This is a genomic window from Pleomorphomonas diazotrophica (assembly GCF_002844595.1).
Taxonomy (GTDB): domain Bacteria; phylum Pseudomonadota; class Alphaproteobacteria; order Rhizobiales; family Pleomorphomonadaceae; genus Pleomorphomonas; species Pleomorphomonas diazotrophica.
The window spans coordinates 686,991-708,743 of the sequence record NZ_PJNW01000002.1; the positions used below are offsets into that span (position 1 = coordinate 686,991).

General features: G+C 64.6%; 20 protein-coding genes and 1 riboswitch. Of the genes, 11 read left to right on the forward strand and 9 right to left on the reverse strand.

Features of this window, described 5'->3' with window-relative positions:
- The first annotated feature begins 1 nt into the window (after position 1).
- Genes efeO (CXZ10_RS04095) through efeO (CXZ10_RS04105) form a run of 3 tightly spaced genes read left to right on the forward strand, consistent with a single transcriptional unit; the run spans position 2 to position 3,351 of the window.
- Positions 2-1,189 (forward strand): iron uptake system protein EfeO, encoded by a 1,188-nt coding sequence (gene efeO, locus CXZ10_RS04095; RefSeq protein ID WP_101287673.1) that lies wholly within the window; start codon positions 2-4, stop codon positions 1,187-1,189.
- Between the two features lie 5 nt (positions 1,190-1,194).
- The gene (gene efeB, locus CXZ10_RS04100; protein ID WP_101287675.1) at positions 1,195-2,502 is read left to right on the forward strand and encodes an iron uptake transporter deferrochelatase/peroxidase subunit; all 1,308 of its coding nucleotides are present in this window, start codon (positions 1,195-1,197) and stop codon (positions 2,500-2,502) included.
- 30 nt (positions 2,503-2,532) lie between these two features.
- Positions 2,533-3,351, forward strand: coding sequence for an iron uptake system protein EfeO (efeO, locus tag CXZ10_RS04105; RefSeq protein ID WP_101287677.1), 819 nt, complete (start codon positions 2,533-2,535; stop codon positions 3,349-3,351).
- 63 nt (positions 3,352-3,414) lie between these two features.
- On the opposite strand, the gene ribH is transcribed toward efeO (CXZ10_RS04105), so the two are convergent.
- The 7 genes from ribH to CXZ10_RS04140 all read right to left on the reverse strand — a co-directional run bounded on the left by ribH (position 3,415) and on the right by CXZ10_RS04140 (position 9,520).
- Positions 3,415-3,870: a 6,7-dimethyl-8-ribityllumazine synthase gene (gene ribH / locus CXZ10_RS04110; protein WP_101287680.1), complete on the reverse strand. Its 456-nt coding sequence runs from the start codon at positions 3,868-3,870 to the stop codon at positions 3,415-3,417.
- A gap of 7 nt (positions 3,871-3,877) precedes the next feature.
- Positions 3,878-5,086, reverse strand: a complete 1,209-nt coding sequence (ribB, locus tag CXZ10_RS04115) for a 3,4-dihydroxy-2-butanone-4-phosphate synthase (RefSeq protein WP_101287682.1) — start codon at positions 5,084-5,086, stop codon at positions 3,878-3,880.
- On the reverse strand, positions 5,062-5,670 hold the full coding sequence (locus CXZ10_RS04120) for a riboflavin synthase (RefSeq protein WP_101287684.1): 609 nt from the start codon (positions 5,668-5,670) through the stop codon (positions 5,062-5,064). The genes ribB and CXZ10_RS04120 overlap by 25 nt, the downstream gene beginning before the upstream one ends.
- Positions 5,671-5,677: 7 nt before the next feature.
- Positions 5,678-6,685 carry a bifunctional diaminohydroxyphosphoribosylaminopyrimidine deaminase/5-amino-6-(5-phosphoribosylamino)uracil reductase RibD gene (gene ribD / locus CXZ10_RS04125; RefSeq protein ID WP_101287686.1) on the reverse strand — a complete coding sequence of 336 codons (1,008 nt, stop codon included), beginning with the start codon at positions 6,683-6,685 and terminating at the stop codon, positions 5,678-5,680.
- A 92-nt stretch (positions 6,686-6,777) separates the two neighbouring features.
- A riboswitch (FMN riboswitch) is annotated at positions 6,778-6,928 on the reverse strand.
- Between the two features lie 112 nt (positions 6,929-7,040).
- Positions 7,041-8,003, reverse strand: a complete 963-nt coding sequence (locus CXZ10_RS04130; protein ID WP_101287688.1) for an ABC transporter substrate-binding protein — start codon at positions 8,001-8,003, stop codon at positions 7,041-7,043.
- Between the two features lie 22 nt (positions 8,004-8,025).
- Positions 8,026-8,754, reverse strand: a complete 729-nt coding sequence (locus CXZ10_RS04135; protein ID WP_210199838.1) for an ABC transporter ATP-binding protein — start codon at positions 8,752-8,754, stop codon at positions 8,026-8,028.
- Positions 8,747-9,520, reverse strand: coding sequence for an ABC transporter permease (locus tag CXZ10_RS04140; protein ID WP_101287690.1), 774 nt, complete (start codon positions 9,518-9,520; stop codon positions 8,747-8,749). The genes CXZ10_RS04135 and CXZ10_RS04140 overlap by 8 nt, the downstream gene beginning before the upstream one ends.
- Positions 9,521-9,657: 137 nt before the next feature.
- On the opposite strand from CXZ10_RS04140, the gene pabB reads away from it, so the two are divergent.
- Positions 9,658-11,073 carry an aminodeoxychorismate synthase component I gene (gene pabB, locus CXZ10_RS04145; protein ID WP_101287692.1) on the forward strand — a complete coding sequence of 472 codons (1,416 nt, stop codon included), beginning with the start codon at positions 9,658-9,660 and terminating at the stop codon, positions 11,071-11,073.
- Positions 11,070-11,678 (forward strand): anthranilate synthase component II, encoded by a 609-nt coding sequence (locus CXZ10_RS04150; protein WP_101287694.1) that lies wholly within the window; start codon positions 11,070-11,072, stop codon positions 11,676-11,678. Before pabB ends, CXZ10_RS04150 begins: the two co-directional genes overlap by 4 nt.
- On the opposite strand, the gene CXZ10_RS04155 is transcribed toward CXZ10_RS04150, so the two are convergent.
- On the reverse strand, positions 11,679-13,178 hold the full coding sequence (locus tag CXZ10_RS04155; RefSeq protein ID WP_101287696.1) for a CoA-acylating methylmalonate-semialdehyde dehydrogenase: 1,500 nt from the start codon (positions 13,176-13,178) through the stop codon (positions 11,679-11,681). It lies immediately after the preceding gene.
- A gap of 119 nt (positions 13,179-13,297) precedes the next feature.
- On the opposite strand from CXZ10_RS04155, the gene CXZ10_RS04160 reads away from it, so the two are divergent.
- The 6 genes from CXZ10_RS04160 (at position 13,298) to CXZ10_RS04185 (ending at position 20,027) form a co-directional block, all read left to right on the forward strand.
- A complete protein-coding gene (locus CXZ10_RS04160; protein WP_101287699.1) occupies positions 13,298-14,242 on the forward strand; it encodes a LysR family transcriptional regulator in 945 nt (314 codons plus the stop codon).
- A gap of 124 nt (positions 14,243-14,366) precedes the next feature.
- A complete protein-coding gene (cysE, locus tag CXZ10_RS04165) occupies positions 14,367-15,227 on the forward strand; it encodes a serine O-acetyltransferase (RefSeq protein WP_101287700.1) in 861 nt (286 codons plus the stop codon).
- Between the two features lie 153 nt (positions 15,228-15,380).
- Positions 15,381-16,859 (forward strand): rhamnulokinase, encoded by a 1,479-nt coding sequence (gene rhaB, locus CXZ10_RS04170; protein WP_101287702.1) that lies wholly within the window; start codon positions 15,381-15,383, stop codon positions 16,857-16,859.
- 363 nt (positions 16,860-17,222) lie between these two features.
- Positions 17,223-19,319 (forward strand): carbon starvation CstA family protein, encoded by a 2,097-nt coding sequence (locus CXZ10_RS04175; protein WP_101287704.1) that lies wholly within the window; start codon positions 17,223-17,225, stop codon positions 19,317-19,319.
- On the forward strand, positions 19,285-19,515 hold the full coding sequence (locus CXZ10_RS04180; RefSeq protein ID WP_101287706.1) for a YbdD/YjiX family protein: 231 nt from the start codon (positions 19,285-19,287) through the stop codon (positions 19,513-19,515). The genes CXZ10_RS04175 and CXZ10_RS04180 overlap by 35 nt, the downstream gene beginning before the upstream one ends.
- Positions 19,516-19,643: 128 nt before the next feature.
- A complete protein-coding gene (locus tag CXZ10_RS04185) occupies positions 19,644-20,027 on the forward strand; it encodes a rhodanese-like domain-containing protein (protein ID WP_244617078.1) in 384 nt (127 codons plus the stop codon).
- An 11-nt stretch (positions 20,028-20,038) separates the two neighbouring features.
- Here CXZ10_RS04185 and CXZ10_RS04190 read toward each other — a convergent pair whose 3' ends face one another.
- Positions 20,039-21,718: a glycoside hydrolase family 13 protein gene (locus CXZ10_RS04190; RefSeq protein WP_101287708.1), complete on the reverse strand. Its 1,680-nt coding sequence runs from the start codon at positions 21,716-21,718 to the stop codon at positions 20,039-20,041.
- Between the last annotated feature and the right edge of the window lie 35 nt (positions 21,719-21,753).

The following is a 21,753-nucleotide window of genomic DNA, read 5'->3' on the forward strand; positions in this document are numbered from 1 at the left end:
AATGTCTTCGCCCGATCCGCAACGCGATGGCACCCCGTCGTCGCGACTGATGACGATTGCCCTTTTGGGGGCCGGGATCCTGGTGCTTGCCGGCGGCGGCGCCTTCTACCTGGCTTCCCAGAAAGTGGCCCGACCAGTCGAGGCCGGAGCGATCGCTGTTCGCGTCGGCGACAAGAGTTGCGAGCCGATGGACCTGACGGTACCGGCCGGACGCAGCGTCTTCGAGATCGAGAATGCCTCGAACCGCCCGATCGAGTGGGAAATCCTCGATGGCGTGATGGTGGTCGAAGAGCGGGAGAACATCGCTCCTGGCTTTAGGTCACAACTTGCCACGCGTCTCAAGCCGGGTAGCTACGACATCACCTGCGGTCTCCTTTCCAATCCGCGCGGCAAGCTGACGGTGATTGCTTCGGCCCATTCGGAGGCGGAGAAGGCCAAGCCGCCGCTGAAGGCCTTCATCGGCCCCTTGTCCGAGTACAAGGTGTATCTGGTGCTGCAGTCGGGCCAGATGATCCAAGCGACCAAGACGCTTCAGAACGCCATCGAGGCCGGCGATGTCGCGGCGACGAAAGCCGCTTACGGTGCCGCTCGCGTCGCCTATCGGCACGTGGAGTCGGTCAGCGGTCGTATCGCCGATATCGAGAATGCCATGGATCCGGTGGCCGCCTATTTGGCCGGACGCGAACAGGACCCGGCTTTCACCGGCTTCCACCGCATCGAGTTCGGCCTCTGGCGGGAGAGTTCTGTCGCCGGCCTTAAGCCCATTGCGGACAAGCTCATCGCCGATGCTGCGACGCTTCGAGATCGACTGAAGGTCTTGAAGTTCGAGCCGGCCGATCTCTCGGGCAACTCGGCACGCGAGGCACGCCGACTGGCTGAGGGGCCGGTGATTTCCGGCGACAGCCTCTATGCGAGCGATGACCTCGCGGAGTTCGCGGCTGCCGTCGATGGGCTCGAGAAGCCGGTGTCGCTGCTTCTGCCGCTGGTTGCCGAGGCGTCCCCCGAGACGGTCAAGACAGTAACTGACGCCTTCGCGGCGACAAGAGCTGAAATCGGCAAGCTCGGCGGCACCGGAACGCCGGTCGCCTACACCGATGTCCCGCCGGATGCCAGGAAGACGCTCTCCGCCAGTTTCATGGCGCTTGCCGACGCGATCGACCGGATCAATCCGGCACTCGGTCAGGAGTAAGCAACATGCGCGACCCCAAAAACCTCCTACGTTCCTCGTACTCGTTCAACCGCCGCCGGCTGCTGACCGGGTTTGGCGCCACGGCCCTCGGCGGTTCGCTGTCCGGTGTGGTCCGCGCCGAAACCTTGCATCATTCCGTCGCCGACGCGCCGGTGGCCAATGCGGCAAGCCCAGAGGACAGTGTTCCCCACCTCGGCCTGCACCAGGCGGGCGTCGTCAACGCGCGCCCGGCCAACGGCATGGTGGCGAGCTTCGATGTGCTTGCCAGGGATGCGGATGAGCTTGAGGCGCTCTTCCGCACCCTGACGGCGCGCATTGCCTTCCTGACCGTCGGCGGTCCGGTGCCCATGCTCGATCCGAAGCTGCCTCCGGCCGACTCCGGTTTGCTGGGGCCGGTGGTGCGGCCCGACAATCTGACCATCACCCTATCGCTCGGCGCCTCGCTGTTCGACGATCGGCCGTGGCTCGCGCCGTTGAAGCCGAAGCATCTCACGCGCATGACGCGCTTTCCCAACGATGCGCTGGACGCCGACATCTGCCACGGCGATCTGTCGATCCAGATCTGCGCCAACACCCAGGACACGACCATCCATGCGCTCCGGGACATCATCAAGGCGTCGAGCCGCCAGATGATCCTGAAGTGGAAGCAGGAAGGCAACGTGCCGGTCATCACGCCTGGTCCGGATGGCCGGGCCGAAAGCGCCCGCAACTTCCTCGGCTTCCGCGACGGCTCGGCCAACCCCGACTCGTCGGATGCCGCGGAGATGGATCGGGTGGTCTGGGTGGGGCCGGACGAGGGCGAGCCGGCCTGGGCGACGGGCGGCAGCTACCAGGTCGTGCGCATCATCAGAAATTTCGTCGAACGCTGGGATAGAACGCCGTTCGGTGAACAGGAGCGGATCATGGGTCGCGCCAAGATGACGGGCGCACCACTCGACCGCCGGGAGGGTAGCGAGTTCGACGTGCCCGACTACGCCAGCGATCCCGAGGGCAAGGCCACGCCGATGGATGCTCACATTCGCCTTGCCAATGCCAGGGACGAGGCATCGAGAGCCAACATCATCCTTCGGCGGCCGTTCAATTACTCGAACGGGGTCACCCGATCAGGTCAGCTCGACCAGGGCCTGTTGTTCATCTGCTACCAGGCGAACCTCGAGCAGGGGTTCATCACCGTGCAGCGCAAGCTCAACGGCGAGCCTCTAGAGGAATACATCAAGCCTGTCGGCGGGGGATTTTTCTACACGCTTCCCGGAATTCGCGATGCTTCCGACTATGTCGGCAGCTCGTTGATCGCCGCTGCGCGCGGCGCCTGATCCCACCTCATTTCTTGAAGGGAGACTGAAATGCGTATTTCCGGCCTCGTTGGTGCCTCGGCGCTGGCGCTCGTTCTTTCATCCGGCGCCTTTGCCCAGGAGGCAAGCCTCGACCTCGTCGAGCCGATCGCCGAGTACAAGATCTATGTCTCGGAAAAGGTGGCCAAGCTCGTCGAGGACACCACGGCCTTCACGGCGGCCGTCAAGGCGGGAGAGGTGGACAAGGCCAAGGCTCTGTTTGCGCCGACGCGTCTCTCCTATGAGGCGATCGAGCCGATTGCCGAGCTGTTCTCCGACCTCGACGTGTCCATCGATTCGCGTGCTGACGACTACGAGAAGGCCGAGGCCGATCCTGAGTTTCCCGGCTTCCACCGCATCGAGTACGGCCTGTGGGAGAAGAACTCGGCCGAAGGCCTCGCGCCGGTCGCCGACAAGCTGCTCGCCGACGTCAAGGAGCTCGAGGGGCGCATCGCCTCGCTGACCTTCCCGCCGGAGAAGGTGGTGGGTGGCGCCGCCGTGCTGATGGAAGAAGTGGCGGCCACCAAGATTTCCGGCGAGGAAGATCGCTACAGCCACACCGACCTTTGGGACTTCCGCGGCAACTTCGACGGCGCCCGCAAGATCGTCGATCTGGTACGGCCGCTGATTGCCGAGAAGGAGGCCGACTTCCTGAAGACGGTGGACGCCAACTTTGCCACCGTCGACACGACGCTCGCCAAGTACAAGGACGGCGAGGGCTACGTCACCTACGACAAGCTCACCGAGGATGACCGAAAGGTGCTGGCGGCGGCGGTCAATACACTGGCCGAGGACCTGTCGACCCTGCGCGGCAAGCTCGGCCTCGACTGAGACTTGCTGAACCGGACCAATGAAGGCGGCGGTCCGAAGGGGCCGCCGTTTTCATTTCAGGTGTCAGGCGGCCTTGATCTTCTCCAACGTCGCCAAGGCCTCGACGCAGGCGGCGGCGGCTTCGCGCCCCTTGTTGGCGGCATCATTGCGGCTGCGGATCAAGGCTTGCTCATCGGTGTAGGTGGTGAGAATGCCGAAGGTGATCGGCACGCCGGTGGCGAGCGTCGCCTGCATCAGCCCGGTGGCGGCGCCAAGACTGATGAACTCGAAATGCGCTGTGTCGCCCTTGATGACGCAACCGAGGCAGATCACGCCGGCATAGCGGCCACTCTTCGCCAGAGTCTGGGCGAGGAGCGGAATCTCGAAGGCGCCGGGCGCATGGAACACATCGGTGTCGAGAAGCGGAACGCCGCGTTCCTCAAGCTCGCCGCGAGCACCGGTGAGGAGACCTTCGGTCACCTCCGGGTTGAAGCGGCTGACGATGACGGCCAGGCGGGGCGGGGTGGGGGACGAAGTCATGGGTTCCTCAGGAGTCGTGCTGGCAAAGGCTGTGGCCGAAGCGCTTGCCCTTGGTGGCGAGATAGTTGCGGTTGAAGGGGTTGGGCGGGATGACGAGCGGCACCCGTCCGGCGACGTCGATGCCATAGCCGGTGAGCGCGTCGGCCTTGGCCGGGTTGTTGGAGAGAAGCCGCAGGCGTTCGATGCGCAGCGCCTTCAGGATCTGCGCGGCGATGCCGTAGTGGCGAGCGTCGGCCGGCAAGCCGAGAGCAGTGTTGGCGTCGAGCGTGTCGAGGCCGCCGTCCTGCAGCGCATAGGCGCGGATCTTGTTGGCAAGGCCGATGCCGCGCCCCTCCTGGCCACGCAGGTAGACGACAACGCCGCCCTCGGGATCCTCGGAGATCAGCCGCTGCGCCTCATGGAGCTGCGGACCGCAGTCACAACGCAGCGAACCCAGGGCATCGCCGGTCAGACATTCGGAGTGGACACGCACCAAGGGCGTTTTGCCAAAGGGGCGGCGGACGATGGCGAGATGCTCCTCGCCATCGATCAGGCCGCGGAAGGCATGGACGCGCAGCACGCCGTCGGCGTAGGCGGTCGGAAGGTCGGCGCTCGCCACCTCCTCAACCAGCCGCTCGGTCGCCCAGCGATACTCGACGAGTTCGGCGATTGTGAGCACGGGTATGTCGTGCTCCCTGGCAAACTGGTCGAGTTCCGGCCGGCGTGCCATGTGGCCGCTTTCGCCCATCACCTCGCAGATGACCGCGGCGGGCGAGAGACCAGCGAGACGAACGAGATCGATCGCCCCTTCAGTATGGCCGTCGCGGGCCAATACGCCGCCGTCGGCCGCACGCAGCGGGAAGACGTGGCCGGGCGAGACGATGGCGCCCGGAGCCACCGCCGGGTCGGCAGCGACGCGGATGGTGTGCGCTCGATCATAGGCCGATATGCCGGTGGTGATGCCGTCGCGTGCCTCAATGGAGACGGTGAAGGCGGTTGAGCGGCGGGCGCGGTTCATCGCCACCATGGGATTGAGGCCGAGCCGGTCGATCTGTTCGCCGGGCAGCGCCAGGCAGATCAAGCCGCAGGCCTTCTTGGCCATGAAGGCGATGGCGTCGGGCGTTGCGAACTCGGCGGCAACCACGAGGTCGCCCTCGTTCTCCCGGTCCTCGTCATCGACCAACAGGACCATGCCGCCGGCCTTCAGCCGGCTCAGTGCGCGAGATAGGGCTTGCATAGAGCCTCCACATATTTGGCGATGACGTCGACCTCGACGTTGATCTCGTCGCCGAGGGCGGCGGCCGACAGGTTGGTGTGGTCCCAGGTGTGGGGGATGATGGTGATGCCGATGCGGGCGCCATTGGCCGCCGGCTCGATCGTGTTGATGGTGAGGCTGATGCCGTTGAGCGAGATCGAACCCTTCTCGACGCAATAGCGGGCGAGCTCTGTGGGCAGGTCGAACTCCAGGCGTCGGGCGTCGCTGTCGGGTGTCACTGCAATGAGCGTCGCCTTGCCGTCGACGTGGCCCTGGACCATGTGACCAGAGAGACGGTCGGCGAGCGCCACCGAGCGTTCGAGGTTGACCACCGAGCCCGTCGCGAGACGGCCAAGGTTGGAGCGCGACAGCGTTTCGGGAGACAGGAAGAAGCGGGCCGTGCCCGCCTCGTCCATCTCCGTCACGGTGAGGCAGACGCCGTTGACGGCGATGCTCTCGCCAAGCTCGAGATCGGACCAGCCGGTGGGGATGATGGCGATCAGCGAGCCACCGGTGGCTTCGGCCGTTTTGACTGCAACGGTTCGGGCAATGATGCCGGAAAACATGGGAACTTCAGCCTTTCTTGGTGTGGTTTCGGGAAGTGGTGATGTGATCGGGACTACCATCGCCGCTCTTCTTGATGGCGACGTGCTCGTCCCAGATGTCGGTGGAAAGGATGGCGTCAGTCAGCGTCGGCCCCGCCTCGACCAGCACCTCATGGACGCCTTCGCTGCCAAGATGGGCGAGGGCATCGCCGATGTCGGCAAACAGCATCGGTCTGAGGCCTCGTCGAGCCGCCTCGGCGAGATAGTCGGCCGGCACGCGCTCCGTACGATCAAGGATGGCGAGGATGCGGGCCTTGCCCGGATGATCGGGAAGGCGACGGACGGTAAACTCCGGGTTGTCGGCCAGGATGGTGGCATTGCCGGTGAGGATGGCGTCGGCCCGGCGGCGCATGCGATGGGCGAGCGTCAGCGACGTTTCCGAGGTGAAGGTGCGCTGGCCCTTGGGCGGGATCATTGAGCCCGTTTCGTCGAGGGCCTGTTTGACCGTGACGAAGGGCAGGCCGGTCGTCGTCCATTTGGCGAAGGGCGCGATAAGGCGCTCGGCCTCGGCGACGAGATGCGCGTTATCCGGATGGTTGAGCTCTTTGAGGAAGCGGACGGTGAGGCCGGCCGCGGCGAGGCGCACTGCCCCTCCGCCTTCGACGTGCGGGTTAGGATCGGTCTCGGCAATCCACACTTCGCGGGCCGATGTTGCCAGGATCGCCTCGGCGCACGGGGGCGTGCGGCCGTGATGGTTGCAAGGTTCCAGCGTGACGACGACGGTGTGGATGCGGTCGATCGTGCCGGCTGCCCGAGAGGCGGCGATGGCACGCGCCTCGGCGTGGAGATCGCCCGCCTTGCGGTGGGCCTCGACCGCGAGAACGTCGCCGAACGCATCGAGAAGGACGCAGCCGACTGGCGGGTTGGGGGAGGTGGCACCGGCGTAATCGGTCGCAGCGGCAATGGCGCGCGCAAAGGCGTCGGCGATGATGCCGGGGGCAAGAGAAGGTGTCGTTTCGTCGTGTCGTGCGCCCATGCGATCCTCGATCCATCGATCGAACGCACTTGGGGCGCAAGCGAACGCACAATAACGCGCGCCTCCGGTCAGGAGGACGCACGTGTGGCGTCAGCCGTTCTCTACCATCCGGACTATACCGTCGGCCCCGGAATCACACCGGGTCTGCTGACCCTACTCCCAAAAGAAGTAGGCGCTCGCGGGCTGACGCGCTGTCGCACGATTACCGCCGGTGGGGAGTTTCACCCCGCCCCGAGAACGTTCGCCGCCATGAAGGCGGCACTCAAAAGCATAGGCACGACGATGCGGTCACGCAAGGTCGGATCATTTACGAAGCGTGCCGTGCACGCGATCGTGTTCGGCGAGCCCCGTTGCGTTACTTCGTTGAGAAAGCGATGGGCGCAACGAGATTCTTGCGGATATCGATCGCCCGATCCTTTGGCAGCATACCGTTGTCGACCATGAAGGTCTGGTCGGCCTCGAGATTGGCGACGTCGGCATCGGTCAATGTCGGTGTGAAGTCGTAGAGCGGCAGTTGCGCTTTGGCGTCTTCGATCGAGATTTTCTGTTCCTCGGCGGCGATCTTCAGCGCCTCGTCGGGCTTGGTGGCGAGGAAGTCGAGCGCCTTGCGATGCGCAGCAAGATAGGCTTCGACGAGGTCCGGATGGGCGTCGATAAACTCTCCTGCGGCGGCCATCACCGTGGTCGGGTGGATCAACCCCTCGCCGGTGGTCAGCGTTTTGCCGCCGGCCTTCTCAACGGCGATGGCATTGTTGCCGGCCAGCGTCGCAACGTCGATCTCACCGGAGAGCAGGGCGGCGCGGGCCGTCGGCAGGTCCATGTTGATGTAGTCTACGTCATTGATGGTCAGGCCGGCGGAGGCGAGCGCGGCAACGAGGAGCTGGTGCAGCGTCGTTCCCTTGGGGCCAGCGATCTTCTTGCCCTTGAGATCGGCGAGAGCGGCAGGACCATCCGTTCGGGTCATCAGGGCAAAGGCCTTCGGCGACCGCGCATAGACGGCAATGACGCGGATGTCGACACCATTGGCCTTGGCGAGGATGGCCGAGGCGCCCCCCAGCACGGAGGCCACGTCGATGGCTCCGGCGGCGATGGCTTCGGTCTGCTTGGCGCCCGATGTGATCTCGGGCCGCTCGATTTTTATGCCCTTGGCACCAAAGTCGACTTCCAGAATGCCTTCGTGCCTCTCAACGATCGACGGCACATTGAACGGCGCTGTGACGTAGGTGACGCGCAGCGTTGCCGGATCGGCGGCGACAGCGGATGAGAGCGTGCCGGCGACGCAGGCGGCTGCGAGCGCGAGGCGGACGAACGGTTTCATTGTATCCTCCTGAATGGTCTACCTAAGGGAGCGGATCGGTGCCACCTACGAGGCGGGCAAGGATGTTTCGGCGGTGATCGACCACGGCTGGATCGGTGGCTTCGCGAGGAAACGGCAGATCGATGGCGACCCGGCCGACGACACGGCCGGTCTCCATCTCGATGACGCGTTCGCCGAGCAGCACGGCTTCTTCGACGTCGTGGGTGACCAGCACCACCGTGCGGCGACGCGCCTGCCAGATATCGACGAGCGTGCGTTGCAGCTTGCGCCGGGTGAACGCATCGAGGGCCGAGAAAGGTTCGTCGAGGAGCAGGATGTCGGGTTGCTGCGCCAAGGCGCGGGCGATGGCGACGCGCTGCGCCATGCCACCGGAAAGCTGGACGGGCAGGGCGCGTCGCGTTTCCGCGAGGCCAACGAGCATCAGAGCTTCCTCGACGCGGGCGGCAACTTCGCCGCGATCGAGCCTGCCTATCAACGGAAATGCGACATTGTCGGCGACGTCGAGCCAGGGCATCAGGCGTGCTTCCTGGAAAACGACGCCAACTTGGTCAGAAGGGTCGCGCCGAACCTCGCCCGAGCTCGGCTCGGTAAGTCCGGCGAGCAACCGCAGAAGGGTGGTTTTGCCACAGCCGGAGCGTCCCACAATCGTGGTGATCGAGCCGGCCGGAAAATGCTCCGTCACGCCGTCGACGGCGGAGAGAGTACGACCTGCGACCTGGTAATGGCGGCTCACGTCGCTGAGCTCAAGCACGGGCGGCCTCCAGGTCGGCCGACAGCCATGGGAAGACACGGCTGATGGCGATGCGCAGCAGGAGGTCGGACAGAAGGCCGATGGCGCCGATCACCAGGATGCCGGCGAGCACGATATCGGTGCGGGCGAGGTTCTCGGCGTCGATGATCATGTAGCCGAGGCCGGCCGACGAGGCGATCAGTTCGGCCCCGACAAGCGCCCGCCAGCTGTAACCGAGGCTGATCCGAAGCCCCACGACCAGTTCGGGAAGCGCCGAGGGCAGTACGATGCGCCACAGGATTTCGCGTCTTGCCAGGCCGGCGATGCGACCCACCTCGATCAGCTTCGGATCGACGCCGGAGATGCCACCTCGAAAACCAAGAAATACCGGGAAAAAGGAGGCCAGAACGATAATTCCGAGCTTCTGAGCCTCACCGATGCCGAGCCAAAGGATCAGGAGAGGGATAAGGGCCAGCGGCGGCACCTGACGAAGGAACTCGAGAAGCGGATCGAGCACGGCCCGGCACGGCCGGCTCGTTGACATCAAGACGGCGAGCGGCAGCGCCAGAGCCACCGATAGGGCAAAGCCGAGAAGCACGCGCTGGAGGCTGACCAGGGTGTGTTTCAACAGAATGCCCGAGGCGGTGAGTTCGGATAGGGCGTCAACCACTGCCGAAGGGGCTGGCAACAGATAGGCATTGGTCCATCCTGCTCGGCCGGCCAGCCACCAGATCGCGGCGACGCTGGCAAAGACGGTTGTGGGAACAAGGATGCGGCGGACTGACATGGCGGCTGTTATACGTCCAAAGTCTACGCTGTCGAGCGTTATGAGGAATTGTTGAGAATGCAAATCATAAATGGTTTCAGATGCTTGTGATAAGCGTTATACCGTACCGATCTATTGTTATCGCGTGTGGATGCTAGATGATCGTCACCGCCCTCGACTGTCCGGACCCGATGGCCATAGCCGGGCGGCTTCGCCCGCTGCCGCGCTTTGCCTTTCTCGACAGCGCGCTGGCCGGCGAGGTCCTCGGTCGCCATGCTTTTCTGGCAGCCGACCCTTTCGCGACGTTCCGGGTTGCCGACGGGCGGGTCTTCTGGAACGGCGAGGAGATAGCGCGGCAGCCAAACGATCCTCGATCGACGGGCCGCCGGGCGCTGGCCGAACTCGACCGCCGTCTGGCGCTCTATCGCCAGGCACCGGTAGCCGGCTTGCCGCCTTTTCAGGGCGGGGCCATCGGCCATGTCGCCTACGAGTTCGGCCGGTTGCTGGAGCATCTGCCGTCTATGCCGGCGTCGACCGAAGGCATCGCCGAGCTGGAGATGCACTTCTACGACGTGGTGGTCACCTGCGACCTTGCGGCCGGGCGCGCGTTTCTCATCTCCACCGGCTGGCCGGCAGAGGAGGCGGACAAACGCGACAAGCGGGCACGCGAACGCGCCGAGCAGTTTCTCGCGTTGATCGAGGGGCCGGCACCGGCCGAGCAACCTTTCATAGGCCTCGGCAGCCCGATCTTCCGGGCCAACCTCGACCGGGCCGGTTATGAGGCGGCCGTCGCGCGCACCCGCGATTACATCCTTGCCGGTGACATCTTCCAGGCCAATATCGCTCGCCGCATCGGGACGACCCTGCCGCCTGGTTTCGACGCCTGGGGGTATTATCGGGCATTGCGTGCCGCCAATCCCGCGCCCTTTGCGGCCTTTGTCGACCACGGCGAGATGCAGATTGCCTCATCATCGCCGGAGCGGCTGATCGAGGTGCGCGGCCGCCAGGTCGAGACGCGTCCGATCAAGGGCACGGCGCGCCGTGCCGCCGGTCCCGCCGAAGATGCCGCACGTGCCGCGGCGCTCGCCGCTTCGGAGAAGGACAGGGCGGAGAACGTGATGATCGTCGATCTCCTGCGTTCCGATCTTTCTGGCGTCTGCAAGCCGCATACGGTGAGGGTGCCCAGCCTTTGCGCCGTCGAGACCTACGCGTCGCTGCATCATCTCGTATCGGTGGTAACAGGCGAGCTCCGTGACGACAGGTCGGCCGTGGACGCGCTTGCCGCCGTCTTTCCGGGCGGGTCGATCACCGGTGCGCCGAAGATCCGGGCGATGGAGATCATAGCCGAGTTGGAGAGGGTTCCCCGTGACATCTACTGCGGGGCGATCGGCTACTTCGGTTTCGATGGCTCGGCCGACTTCAATATCGCCATCCGCACCGCGACCTTCGCCGGCGGGCGAGCCTCGCTCGGGGCCGGTGGCGGCATCACGCTGTTGTCCGACCCGGCGGCCGAGTTCGAGGAGGCGGAGCTGAAGGCGAGGCGGCTGATCGACGCCTTCCGGAGGCCGGCATGATCGTCGTCCTCGACAACTACGACAGCTTCGTCGGCAATGTCGCTCGCTATCTCCTGGAGCTCGGCGAAGAGGTGAGCGTGCTGCGCAACAACGCGGTCGATTTGGATGATCTGGCGGGACTTGACATGGAGGCCCTAGTCGTCAGTCCCGGCCCCTGCGGCCCGCGTGAAGCCGGCGTTTCGACGGATGCCGTGCGGTTGTTTTCGGGACGGTTGCCGATCCTCGGCATCTGCCTCGGCCATCAATGCATCGGAGCCGCCTTCGGAGCGGCGATCGTTCCGACACGCGAGCCGATGCATGGACGATCCTCGCTGATTACCCACGGAGGAACAGGCCTTTTCGCAGGGCTTCCAGACCCCTTGACAGTTGGGCGCTATCACTCGCTGGCCGTCAATGTTCTGCCTGCCACGCCGCTTCGCGTCACTGCCTGGACTAACGGCGGCGATGTGATGGCCATCGAACACGTGGAGCATCCGACCTTCGGTGTGCAGTTTCACCCCGAAAGCGTGCTGACCGAACGCGGCTATCAGATCTTTGCCAACTTCCTGTCCCACCTGCCAGGGCGGGATGGGCGGCGCATGACCGCCCCGCTCAGCCCGTTCTGATCACTCCATGGTCGGCATGATGAAGTCGGCGCCGGCACGAATGCCGGTGGGCCAGCGACTCGTCACCGTCTTGAGGCGGGTGTAGAAGCGCACGCCTTCCGAGCCGTGCATGTGGTGGTCGCCGAAGAGCGACGCCTTCCAGCCGCCGAAGGAGTGGAAGGCCATGGGAACGGGGATCGGCACGTTGACGCCGACCATGCCGGCCTGGATGCGGGTGGTGAACTCGCGCGCGCTGTCGCCGTCGCGGGTGAAGATGGCGGCGCCGTTGCCGAACTCATGCTCGTTGATCAGGCGGACGGCAGCGTCGAAATCGTCGACGCGGACGATGCCGAGTACCGGGCCGAAGATTTCCTCGCGATAGATGCGCATGTCCGGGCTGACGTTGTCGAACAGCGTGGCGCCCAGGAAATAGCCGTTCTCGGCGCCTGGACTGACGAAACCGCGGCCGTCGAGCACCAGCGTTGCGCCCTCGGCGACGCCGCTGTCGACATAGCCGCGCACCTTTTCCAGATGCGGCTTCGACACCAGCGGACCCATTTCCGACGCTTTGTCGGTGCCGGCGCCGATGACCAGCTTCTTGGCCCGTTCGGCGAGCTTTTCGACGAGCGCGTCGGCCGTCGCCTTGCCGACCGGCAGCGCGATGGAGATGGCCATGCAACGCTCGCCGGCGGATCCATAGGCGGCGCCCATGAGGGCGTCGGCCGCCTGGTCGAGATCGGCGTCGGGCATGATGACCATATGGTTCTTGGCGCCGCCCAGCGCCTGGCAGCGCTTGCCGTTCCTGGTCGCCGTCTCGTAAATGTAGCGGGCGATCGGCGTCGAGCCGACGAAACTGATGGCGGATACGTCGCGATCGTGGAGCAGGGCGTCGACGGCGACCTTGTCGCCATGAACGACCTGGAAGACGCCCTTCGGGAGGCCCGCCTCGGTCAGCCAGTCGGCGATCAGCAATGACGCGCTGGGGCAGCGTTCCGAGGGCTTCAGGATGAAGGCGTTGCCACAGGCGAGCGCCACCGGGAACATCCACATCGGCACCATGGCTGGGAAGTTGAAGGGCGTGATGCCGGCGACGACCCCGAGCGGCTGGCGCAGCGAATGGCTGTCGACGCCGGTGCCGACGTTTTCCGAGAACTCGCCCTTCAGAAGTTCGGGCGCGGCGATGGCGAACTCCACCACCTCGATGCCGCGCTGGATCTCGCCGCGCGCGTCGCTCAGCACCTTGCCGTGCTCGGCAGTGATGACGGAGGCAAGCTCGCCGGCCCGCTGTTCCATGATGCCCAGGAAACGGTTGAGGATGCGGGCGCGCCGCAGGGGCGTCGTTGCCGCCCAGCGCGGCTGGGCCGCCTTGGCCGCCTCGACGGCGGTCCGCACCTCCGCTTCGTTGGCCAACGCCACACGCCCGGTCTCGGCGCCGGTGGCGGGATTGAACACCGGGGTCGTACGGCCCGAGTTGGGAGAGACATGGCTGCCGTCGATGAAGTGGCCGATGGTTGTCGTCATTTCCCTTATTTCCCTCCGGTTGAGCATGCATGCGATGCTCGCTGGAGGTGATGATGAACCAGAGGCTGTTGCGCGGCAATATGCTGGCTTGGACAAGCATTGTGCATTAATGTGCAGACATGGATTGGGATCACTTCCGCGTCTTTCTGGCTGTGGCGCGTGGCGGACAACTCTCGGCTGCGGCCCGCCGGCTCGGTGTCAATCACACGACGGTGGCGCGCCGTCTCGATGGTTTGGAGGCCGAGCTCGGCACAGCGCTGTTCGAGCGGCGGCCGACGGGCTGCGTGCTGACGGAGGCCGGCGAACGGCTGATCCCGCTGGCCGAGCGCATCGAGATCGAGACGCGGGCGGCGCTGGCTGCGGTGTCGTCAGGGGAGACCGAGATTACCGGTACCGTTCGCATTGGCGCGCCCGACGGTCTCGGCAACAGCTTTCTGGCGCGCGAGTTGGGGTTGTTCGCGGCGCAGCATCCGGGAATCATCGTGGAGCTGGTTCCGCTGCCGGTGAAGTTCTCGGTGTCGCGTCGAGAGGCCGATCTTGTCATTGAGTTGTCGCGCCCGACGACGGGCCGCCTCGTTGCCACGCGGCTCGTCGATTATACGCTCGGTGTCTATGCGGCGGAGAGTTACCTCGCCAACCACGGCATCCCCGCCAGCCTCGGCGATCTCGCCGGTCACCGCCTCGTCACTGGTATCGACGACTATACATACTCGTCGGCGCTCGATTATGCCGCCACGTTGCAGGCCTATTCCAAGCGGCTCTACCGCTGTGCCGGTGCGACCAGTCAGTTCGAGGCGATCTCAGCCGGGGCGGGCGTCGGCGTGCTGCACGACTTCATGGCGCTCGGTGCACCAACGCTTGTTCGAGTGCTGCCGGAGGTGAGCTTTTCGCGAACCTATTGGCTGATCGGTCACCCCGGAGCGACATCGATTGCTGCCATCGCCGCCTGCCGGCGCTATCTCGTCGAGACGTTCCGTCGTCAGCGCCGCCATTTCCAGCCATTGGCTCAGTCCAGGGTATCAGCGTCTCCGGAAACCGATGGCCTTGGAAGCGATTTCCAATAAAATCGACGCCTATGGAACAAACTTCCATTGGCCGACGTTCGATCACAAGCCCATGCTTTGGCGTGGCTGCGACTTTCGTATAAAATTCCGCTGACCCATCAAGTTATCTGTGTGAGTGAAGGCCATGGACAGGGCGCCGAGACTGTGGACGGGCGAGGTCGCCGGCAACCGTTCGGCAGCTATCGATCTCTATTGGCATCGTCTCAAGGGCGAAGCCGAGGCCGCCATGGCTCGCGAGCCGGCGCTGACCTCGCTTCTCGTCTCCACCATTCTCGAACAGCCTGATCTGGCAACCGCGCTTGCCAGCCGCCTCGGTCAGCGTCTTGCCGGGGACGAGTTGTCGCCCGAAATGATCTCTCGGACGGTGCTGCGGGTGATCGACGCCGAGCCTGCGATCCTTGACGCCGTGCACTCTGACCTCAAGGCGGTGGTCGAACGCGACCCCGCATCGGGCCGGCTGATCGAACCCTTCCTGTTCTTCAAGGGATTCTCCGCCATCGAGACGCACCGTATCGCCCATCATCTCTGGCGGGCCGGCCGGCGCGACATGGCGCTGGTGTTGCAGAGCCGCTCGTCGTCGGTGTTCCAGACCGACATTCATCCCGGCGCGACGATCGGGCAGGGCATCTTCATCGATCATGCGACCGGCGTGGTGATCGGTGAGACGACCGAGATCGACGACGAGGTCTCCATCCTTCAGGACGTGACGCTGGGCGGCACCGGCACGCATACCGGCAAGCGCCACCCGACCATCCGGACCGGCGTGATGATCGGTGCCGGCGCCCAGATCTTCGGACCGGTCGAGATCGGCGCCTATTCCAAGATCGCCGCCGGTTCGCTGGTGACGACCGCCGTGCCTGCCCATTCGACGGCGGTCGGCACGCCGGCCCGCATTATTGTTGGCGATGCTCCCGAGAACCCGGCTCGCAACATGGATCAGATGCTCACGGAACGCGACTATTCCGCCTTCACCTGGGTGATCTGATTGGGATTTTGGATGGGCGTTGCGTCACGCTGCGGCCTAACGGTGATCCATTCTGCAAAGTATTGATACTTTCTGCTGAGAAACGACGACTCTCGTTGACGGTGACAGCCTTGCGAAACTAGGTTCATCACCGGGATAGGGGAGGAGTCTGCGATGTCACGCGAGAAGGGGCCGACGCATGTCGCCGCGGTGGATGTCGGCGCCGGCAGCGGTCGCGTCATGCTGGCAGCGTTCAACGGCGAGCGTATCGAGTTGACCGAAGCGCATCGCTTCGAGACGCCGCTCGGCGTCGATCCGGCAACTGGTCATGACTGCTGGGACAGCGAAGCGATCGTTCGAGAGATCCGCCTCGGGATCGACAGGGCGGATGGGATGGCCCCCATCGACAGCGTCGGCTGCGACACCTGGGGCGTCGATTATGTGTTGCTGGACGAGAGTCTGCGCCAGATCGGGCTTTCGGTCGCCTATCGCGACGATCGTACCGTCGGACTGATCGACGAGGTGACGGCGATCATGCCGGCTGCCGAGATCTATCGGCGCACGGGCATCCATTTCCAGCCCTACAATACGCTCTATCAGTTGCGGGCCACGGCGAAGCAGCATCCGGATTGGCTCTCGGCTGCGCGGCACCTGCTGTTCACGCCCGACTACCTGCATTTTCGCCTGTCCGGCGTGATCGCCAATGAGTACTCGATTTCTACCACCTCTCAGCTTCTGTCGCTGGAGACGCGGGATTGGGACGCGGACCTTTTGAAACTCGCAGGCGTGCGGCCGGGCCTCATGAAGAAACCGGTGGAGCCCGGAACCGTGTTGGGTCCGATGATCGGCCGCGAGGGGAAGCGGCCGGTTCTGGTCATCGCGCCCGGCGGCCACGATACCGCCTCGGCCGTGGCGGTCGCCCCGCTGAACGGACCCGATGAGGCCTTCCTGTCGTCGGGAACATGGTCGCTGATGGGGCTCGAAAGCTCGGTTCCCTATGTGGACGAACGGGCGCTCGGCTTCAACATCGGCAACGAAGGCGGCGTTTGCCGTCGCTATCGCGTATTGAAGAACCTCATGGGTCTCTGGCTCGTTCAAAGGGTCCGCAAGGAGTTCGGTGAGCCGGCCTTTGGCGACCTGGTGGCGGCCGCTGCGGCGGCACCTGCCTGGGCGAGCCTGATCAACCCCGATGACCCGCGCTTTCTCAACCCCGCCTCCATGACCGCCGCCATTCAGGCGCTGGCCGCCGAACATGGCGAACCGGTGCCGGAAGGGCTCGGCGCGGTGGCTCGAACGGTGTTCGATAGCCTCGCGCTCGACTATGCGCGTGTGAAGGACGAACTCGAAACGCTGACCGGTCGACCGCTCACGCGCATACACATTATCGGCGGTGGGTCGAAGAACGGTCTTCTCAACCAGCTGACGGCCGATGCCTGCGGCATTCCGGTCAGCGCCGGGCCAGTCGAGACCTCCGCGCTCGGCAACGCCGCGCTTCAGATGATGGGGCTCGGCGTGATCGGCTCCCTGGAAGAAGCGCGAGGCATCGTGCGCCGTTCGTTTGGCGTGGCCGAGATCGCACCGGGTGCCGTCGTGCCGCCCGGCGTTCGCGACCGCTTCCGGTTGATTGTCGAGGCAACGCCATTGGTCCATTGAGGCGGATCGGCGCTCTCTGTCGTCGCGGAGCGTTCCTGGAAAAGGGGGCCCTCATCATCCTATTTGCTAAGGGAAACCTCGCACGTTAAGCGTTTCTTCACCTTGTCGCGAAGGAACGGATACAATAATCCAGTCCTGTTTGCATCGTTACAGTGAAGCGGAAGGCTGCCTTTGGGAGGGGTGCCGCTCTTGTTTGCCCGTTCGGAATCCTGGGGAGGAGGATGAACGGTCGGCACGGCGGCGATGTGTTGGGATCAGAAGCGAAACCATCCCATTCGGGCGCCCGGCATGTCCGGCCGGGCGACGGTTTGGCTTGCCTGACAATCCGCCTTCCCTTGGCCTGGTTTCCGTCGGGAGGAGAAGATGTCAGCAGTCAGCAAGATGCCACGCTCGCCGGGCGAATGGCTCGTCTGGATAGTGATCGCCGTGGTTGGCGCCGGCGCCCTCGGCGTTGTCGCCCTCAGCCGCGGCGAGACGATCAATGCGCTGTGGCTGGTGGTCGCGGCCGTTGCCACCTATCTCGTCGCTTTCCGCTTTTATGCGCTCTACATCGTCAACCGGGTGCTGGGCGCCGATCCCGCCCGCCGCACGCCGGCCGTACGGCGCAATGACGGCCTCGATTATGTGCCGACCGACAAGTATGTGCTCTTCGGACATCATTTCGCGGCCATTGCCGGCGCCGGTCCGCTGGTCGGCCCGGTTCTGGCGGCGCAGATGGGTTATCTCCCCGGAACCATGTGGCTGATCGCCGGCGTGATTTTCGCCGGTGCCGTACAGGATCTGTTGATCCTCTTCGCCTCGACCCGCCGTGACGGCCGGTCGCTCGGCGACATGATCAAGACCGAACTCGGCGTGGTACCCGGCGTCGTCGCCTCGATCGGCATCCTGATGATCATGATCATCCTGCTCGCCGTGCTTGCCCTCATTGTCGTCAAGGCACTGGTCGGCAGTCCGTGGGGCACGTTCACGGTGTTCGCCACAATTCCGATCGCCATCCTGATGGGCCTCTACAGCCGGTTCTTCCGGCCCGGCCGCATCGGTGAGATGAGCGCCATCGGCGTTGTTCTGCTGCTGCTCGCCATCATGTTCGGCCGTACGGTCGCCGAAAGCGAGACGCTGGCGCCGCTGTTCACCTACAAGGGCGAAGCCCTGGCCCTGATCCTGATCGGCTACGGCTTCGTTGCCTCGGTGCTGCCGGTCTGGTTCCTGCTCGCCCCGCGCGACTATCTGTCGACCTTCCTGAAGATCGGCACCATCCTGGCGCTGGCCATCGGCATCGTCTTCGTGATGCCGGACATGAAGATGCCGGCGGTGACCAAGTTCGTCGACGGCACGGGGCCGGTGTTCTCAGGTAATCTCTTCCCGTTCCTGTTCATCACCATCGCCTGCGGTGCGATCTCCGGCTTCCATTCGCTGATTTCGTCGGGCACCACGCCCAAGATGATCGAGAATGAGAGCCAGTTCCGCTTCATCGGCTATGGCGCGATGCTGATGGAAAGCTTCGTCGGCATCATGGCGCTGATCGCCGCCTCGGTCATCGAGCCGGGCGTCTATTTCGCCATGAACACCGCGCCGGGCGTCATCGGCACCACGGCGGAGCAGGCAGCGCAGGTGATCTCGGGCTGGGATCCGCTGTTCACCGTCACGCCGGACATGCTGACGGATATGGCGAAGAATGTCGGCGAGGCGACCATCCTGTCGCGCGCAGGCGGCGCGCCGACGCTGGCGGTCGGCATGGCCCATATCCTGTCGGGCGTAATCGGCGGCGTGGCCTTGATGCCCTTCTGGTATCACTTCGCCATCCTGTTCGAGGCGCTGTTCATCCTGACGACGGTCGACGCAGGCACGCGAGTCGCCCGCTTCATGATCCAGGATCTGATCGGCACGGCGGTTCCCGCCTTCCGCCAGACCCATAGCTGGACGGCCAACCTCGTTGCCACGGCACTCGCCGTCGCGGCCTGGGGCTACTTCCTCTACCAGGGCGTCGTTGATCCGCTTGGCGGCATCAATACGCTGTGGCCGCTGTTCGGCATCGCCAATCAGATGCTGGCGGCAATCGCGCTGGCCTTCGCGGCGGTGATGCTGTTCAAGATGAAGCGGCAGGCCTATGCCTGGGTGGCGCTGGTGCCACTCACCTGGCTCGCCGTCTGCACGCTGACCGCCGGTTGGCAGAAGCTGTTCGACGGTCGTCCGGCGGTGGGTTTCATCGCCCAAGCCAACCGCTTCTCCAAGGCGATCTCCGAGGGCACCATCCTGGCGCCGGCCAAGACGGTGGAGGAGATGCAGCGCGTCGTCTTCAACCAATGGGTCGATGCGTCGCTCACCGCCGTGTTCATGATCATTGTCGTGGGCATGCTGGTGTTCGGCGTGCAGGCGATGCTGAGGGCTTTGCGCGAGCAGAAGCCGACTGCCAGCGAGGTGGGCGATGACTTGTCAGGTGTGCGGCCTCAGGCTACCTGACCCGAAAGAGGTTGGCCTGAAGCTCGTTCAGACGGCGCGCTTGATGGTCGGCGTTCCCGATTACGACACCTATGTCGCACATCGCTCCGCCAACCATCCGGACGAACCGGTCATGACGAAGGAGGAGTTCTTCCGCAACAGTCAGGAGCGCCGCTATGGCGGCGGCTCCAACGGTGGCGTGTTCCGCTGCTGCTGACGGAAGGCAACACAAGGGCGGCGTCGGCTTCTTCAGATGAGGAGCCGGCGCCGTCTTTTCGTCGATTGCCCTTGCGATCACTCCCTGGCGCCCCCCATGTCTTTGCCGAGGGTGGGAAGGAGAAGAGAATGATGCGTATCGCAAGTGGCTTGCTGCTCGGCGGCTTGCTATCGACACTCGTGGGGCCGGCGCTGGCTGGCGAGGTTTTCAGCTTCGATCGGGTGCGAGCGGGGCTGGATTCCAACCGCATCCATCTTGTCGACGTTCGCGAGGCCGACGAGTTTGCCGCCGGTCACGTGCCGGGCTCGGTCAACATGCCTCTTTCGGCTTTCAAGGTCGAGCAACTGCCGCCGCCATCGGAGATCCCCGTGGTCCTGATGTGCCGCTCCGGGCGCCGTGCCGGCGAGGCGCTGGCGATAGCAGAGGCGGCCGGACGCTCGGACGTCGGCGTCTATCCCGGCAGCATGATCGAGTGGACAGAGAAGAACGGCCCGGTTGTCGCCGGGCCGTGACTGGGGCCGACTTAGGTTCGGCGGCAACGGTGAACGCGTGCTTCCCACCCGGACAGTCGGGTGCCTTCGGACGGCGCCGCCAGATTGGCGATCAAACGGTCGCCGATCTCCACCCCGGCCGGTAGGTCGACCTCGATCGTCTCGCGCGAGAAGTTGAGCAGGACGAGCAGGGTCTCGTCCCCCAGCGTTCGCGTGTAGGCGAAAAGCTGTAGGTGCTCCGGTGCGAGGTCGACATAGTCGCCGTAGACGAGGGCTGGATGCGCCCGGCGCAGTTCGGCGAGCTTGGCATAGTGATGATAGACCGAGCCGGGGTCGGCGAGCGCCGTCTCGGCATTGATCTCGGGATAATTGGGATTGACCGTGAGCCAGGCCTTGTCGGCAGTGGTGAAGCCGCCATTCGGCGCGTTGCTCCATTGCATCGGCGTGCGGGCGTGATCGCGGCTGGTGCGCGCCATGCCATCGAGGAACTCTGAAGCCGGTACCCGTCCCGTCACGACGTCCGCCTTCCAGGCATTCCGGACGGCGATGTCGTCATACTGCTCGAGGGAGGTGAAGGGGTAGTTGGTCATGGCGAGCTCGTCGCCCTGGTAGACGAAGGGCGTGCCGTGCAGCGTCATCAGCATGGTGGCCAGGAGCTTGGCCGAGGGGACGCGCCAAGGCTCGGCATCGTCGCCGAAGCTGCTGACCATGCGGGCGTTGTCGTGGTTGGAGAGGAAGACCGTGTTCCAGCAATAGGGGCCGGCGTTCTCTTCCTGGCGTCTGTAAATCGCCTTCAACTCTGGTAGCGCCCATTGCCTGTAGCGGTGACCGGCGCGGCACAGGAGAACGGCGTCGAAGTTGAAGATCATGTTCAGCTCGCCGCGTCGCTCGTCGACGAGGTCGGGCGTCTGTGCCGGGGTAACGCCGAAGGCTTCACCCACGGTCATCACGTCGTATTTCGACAGGACCTCGCGGTTCATCTCTTGCAGGAACTCGTGCATGCGCGGGCCGACGGCATGGTAATACTCCGTGCGCTCGCGGTGTTCCGGCGGATAGTTGGGGAAGGTCTGCTCCTTGGAGATCATCGGTATGACGTCCATGCGGAAGCCATCGACGCCTTTGTCGAGCCAGAAGCGCATGAGATCGTAGACCTCGGCGCGCAGCTTGTCGTTCTCCCAATTGAGGTCGGGCTGCTTCTCGGCAAACAGATGCAGGTAATATTCGCCGGTCGCCGGATCGAGCGTCCAGGCGGAACCCGAGAAATAGGAGCGCCAATCGTTCGGCGGGCCATCGCCGCGGCCGGGGCGCCAGATGTAGTAGTCGCGGTAAGGGTTGTCCTTCGACTTGCGGCTTTCGACGAACCAGACATGCTCGTCCGACGAATGGTTGACCACAAGGTCGATGATGAGCCGCATGCCGCGCGCCTTGAGCCCGGCGAGCAGGGCGTCAAAATCCTCCATGGTCCCGAACTCGGCCATCACCTTGCGGTAGTCGCGGATGTCGTAGCCATTGTCGGCATTGGGTGAATCGTAATGTGGGCTCAGCCAGACCACATCGACGCCGAGCCCCTTGAGGTAATCGAGACGCGAAATGATACCGGGGATGTCGCCGATGCCGTCGCCGTTCGAGTCCTGGAAGGAGCGCGGATAGATCTGGTAGACCACGGCCTCTTTCCACCAGCGGCGGCGAATGGTCTCTTCATTTTCCGACATGGCTTTCTCCCTTTGCAGCCTCTCGGGCGTGCTTA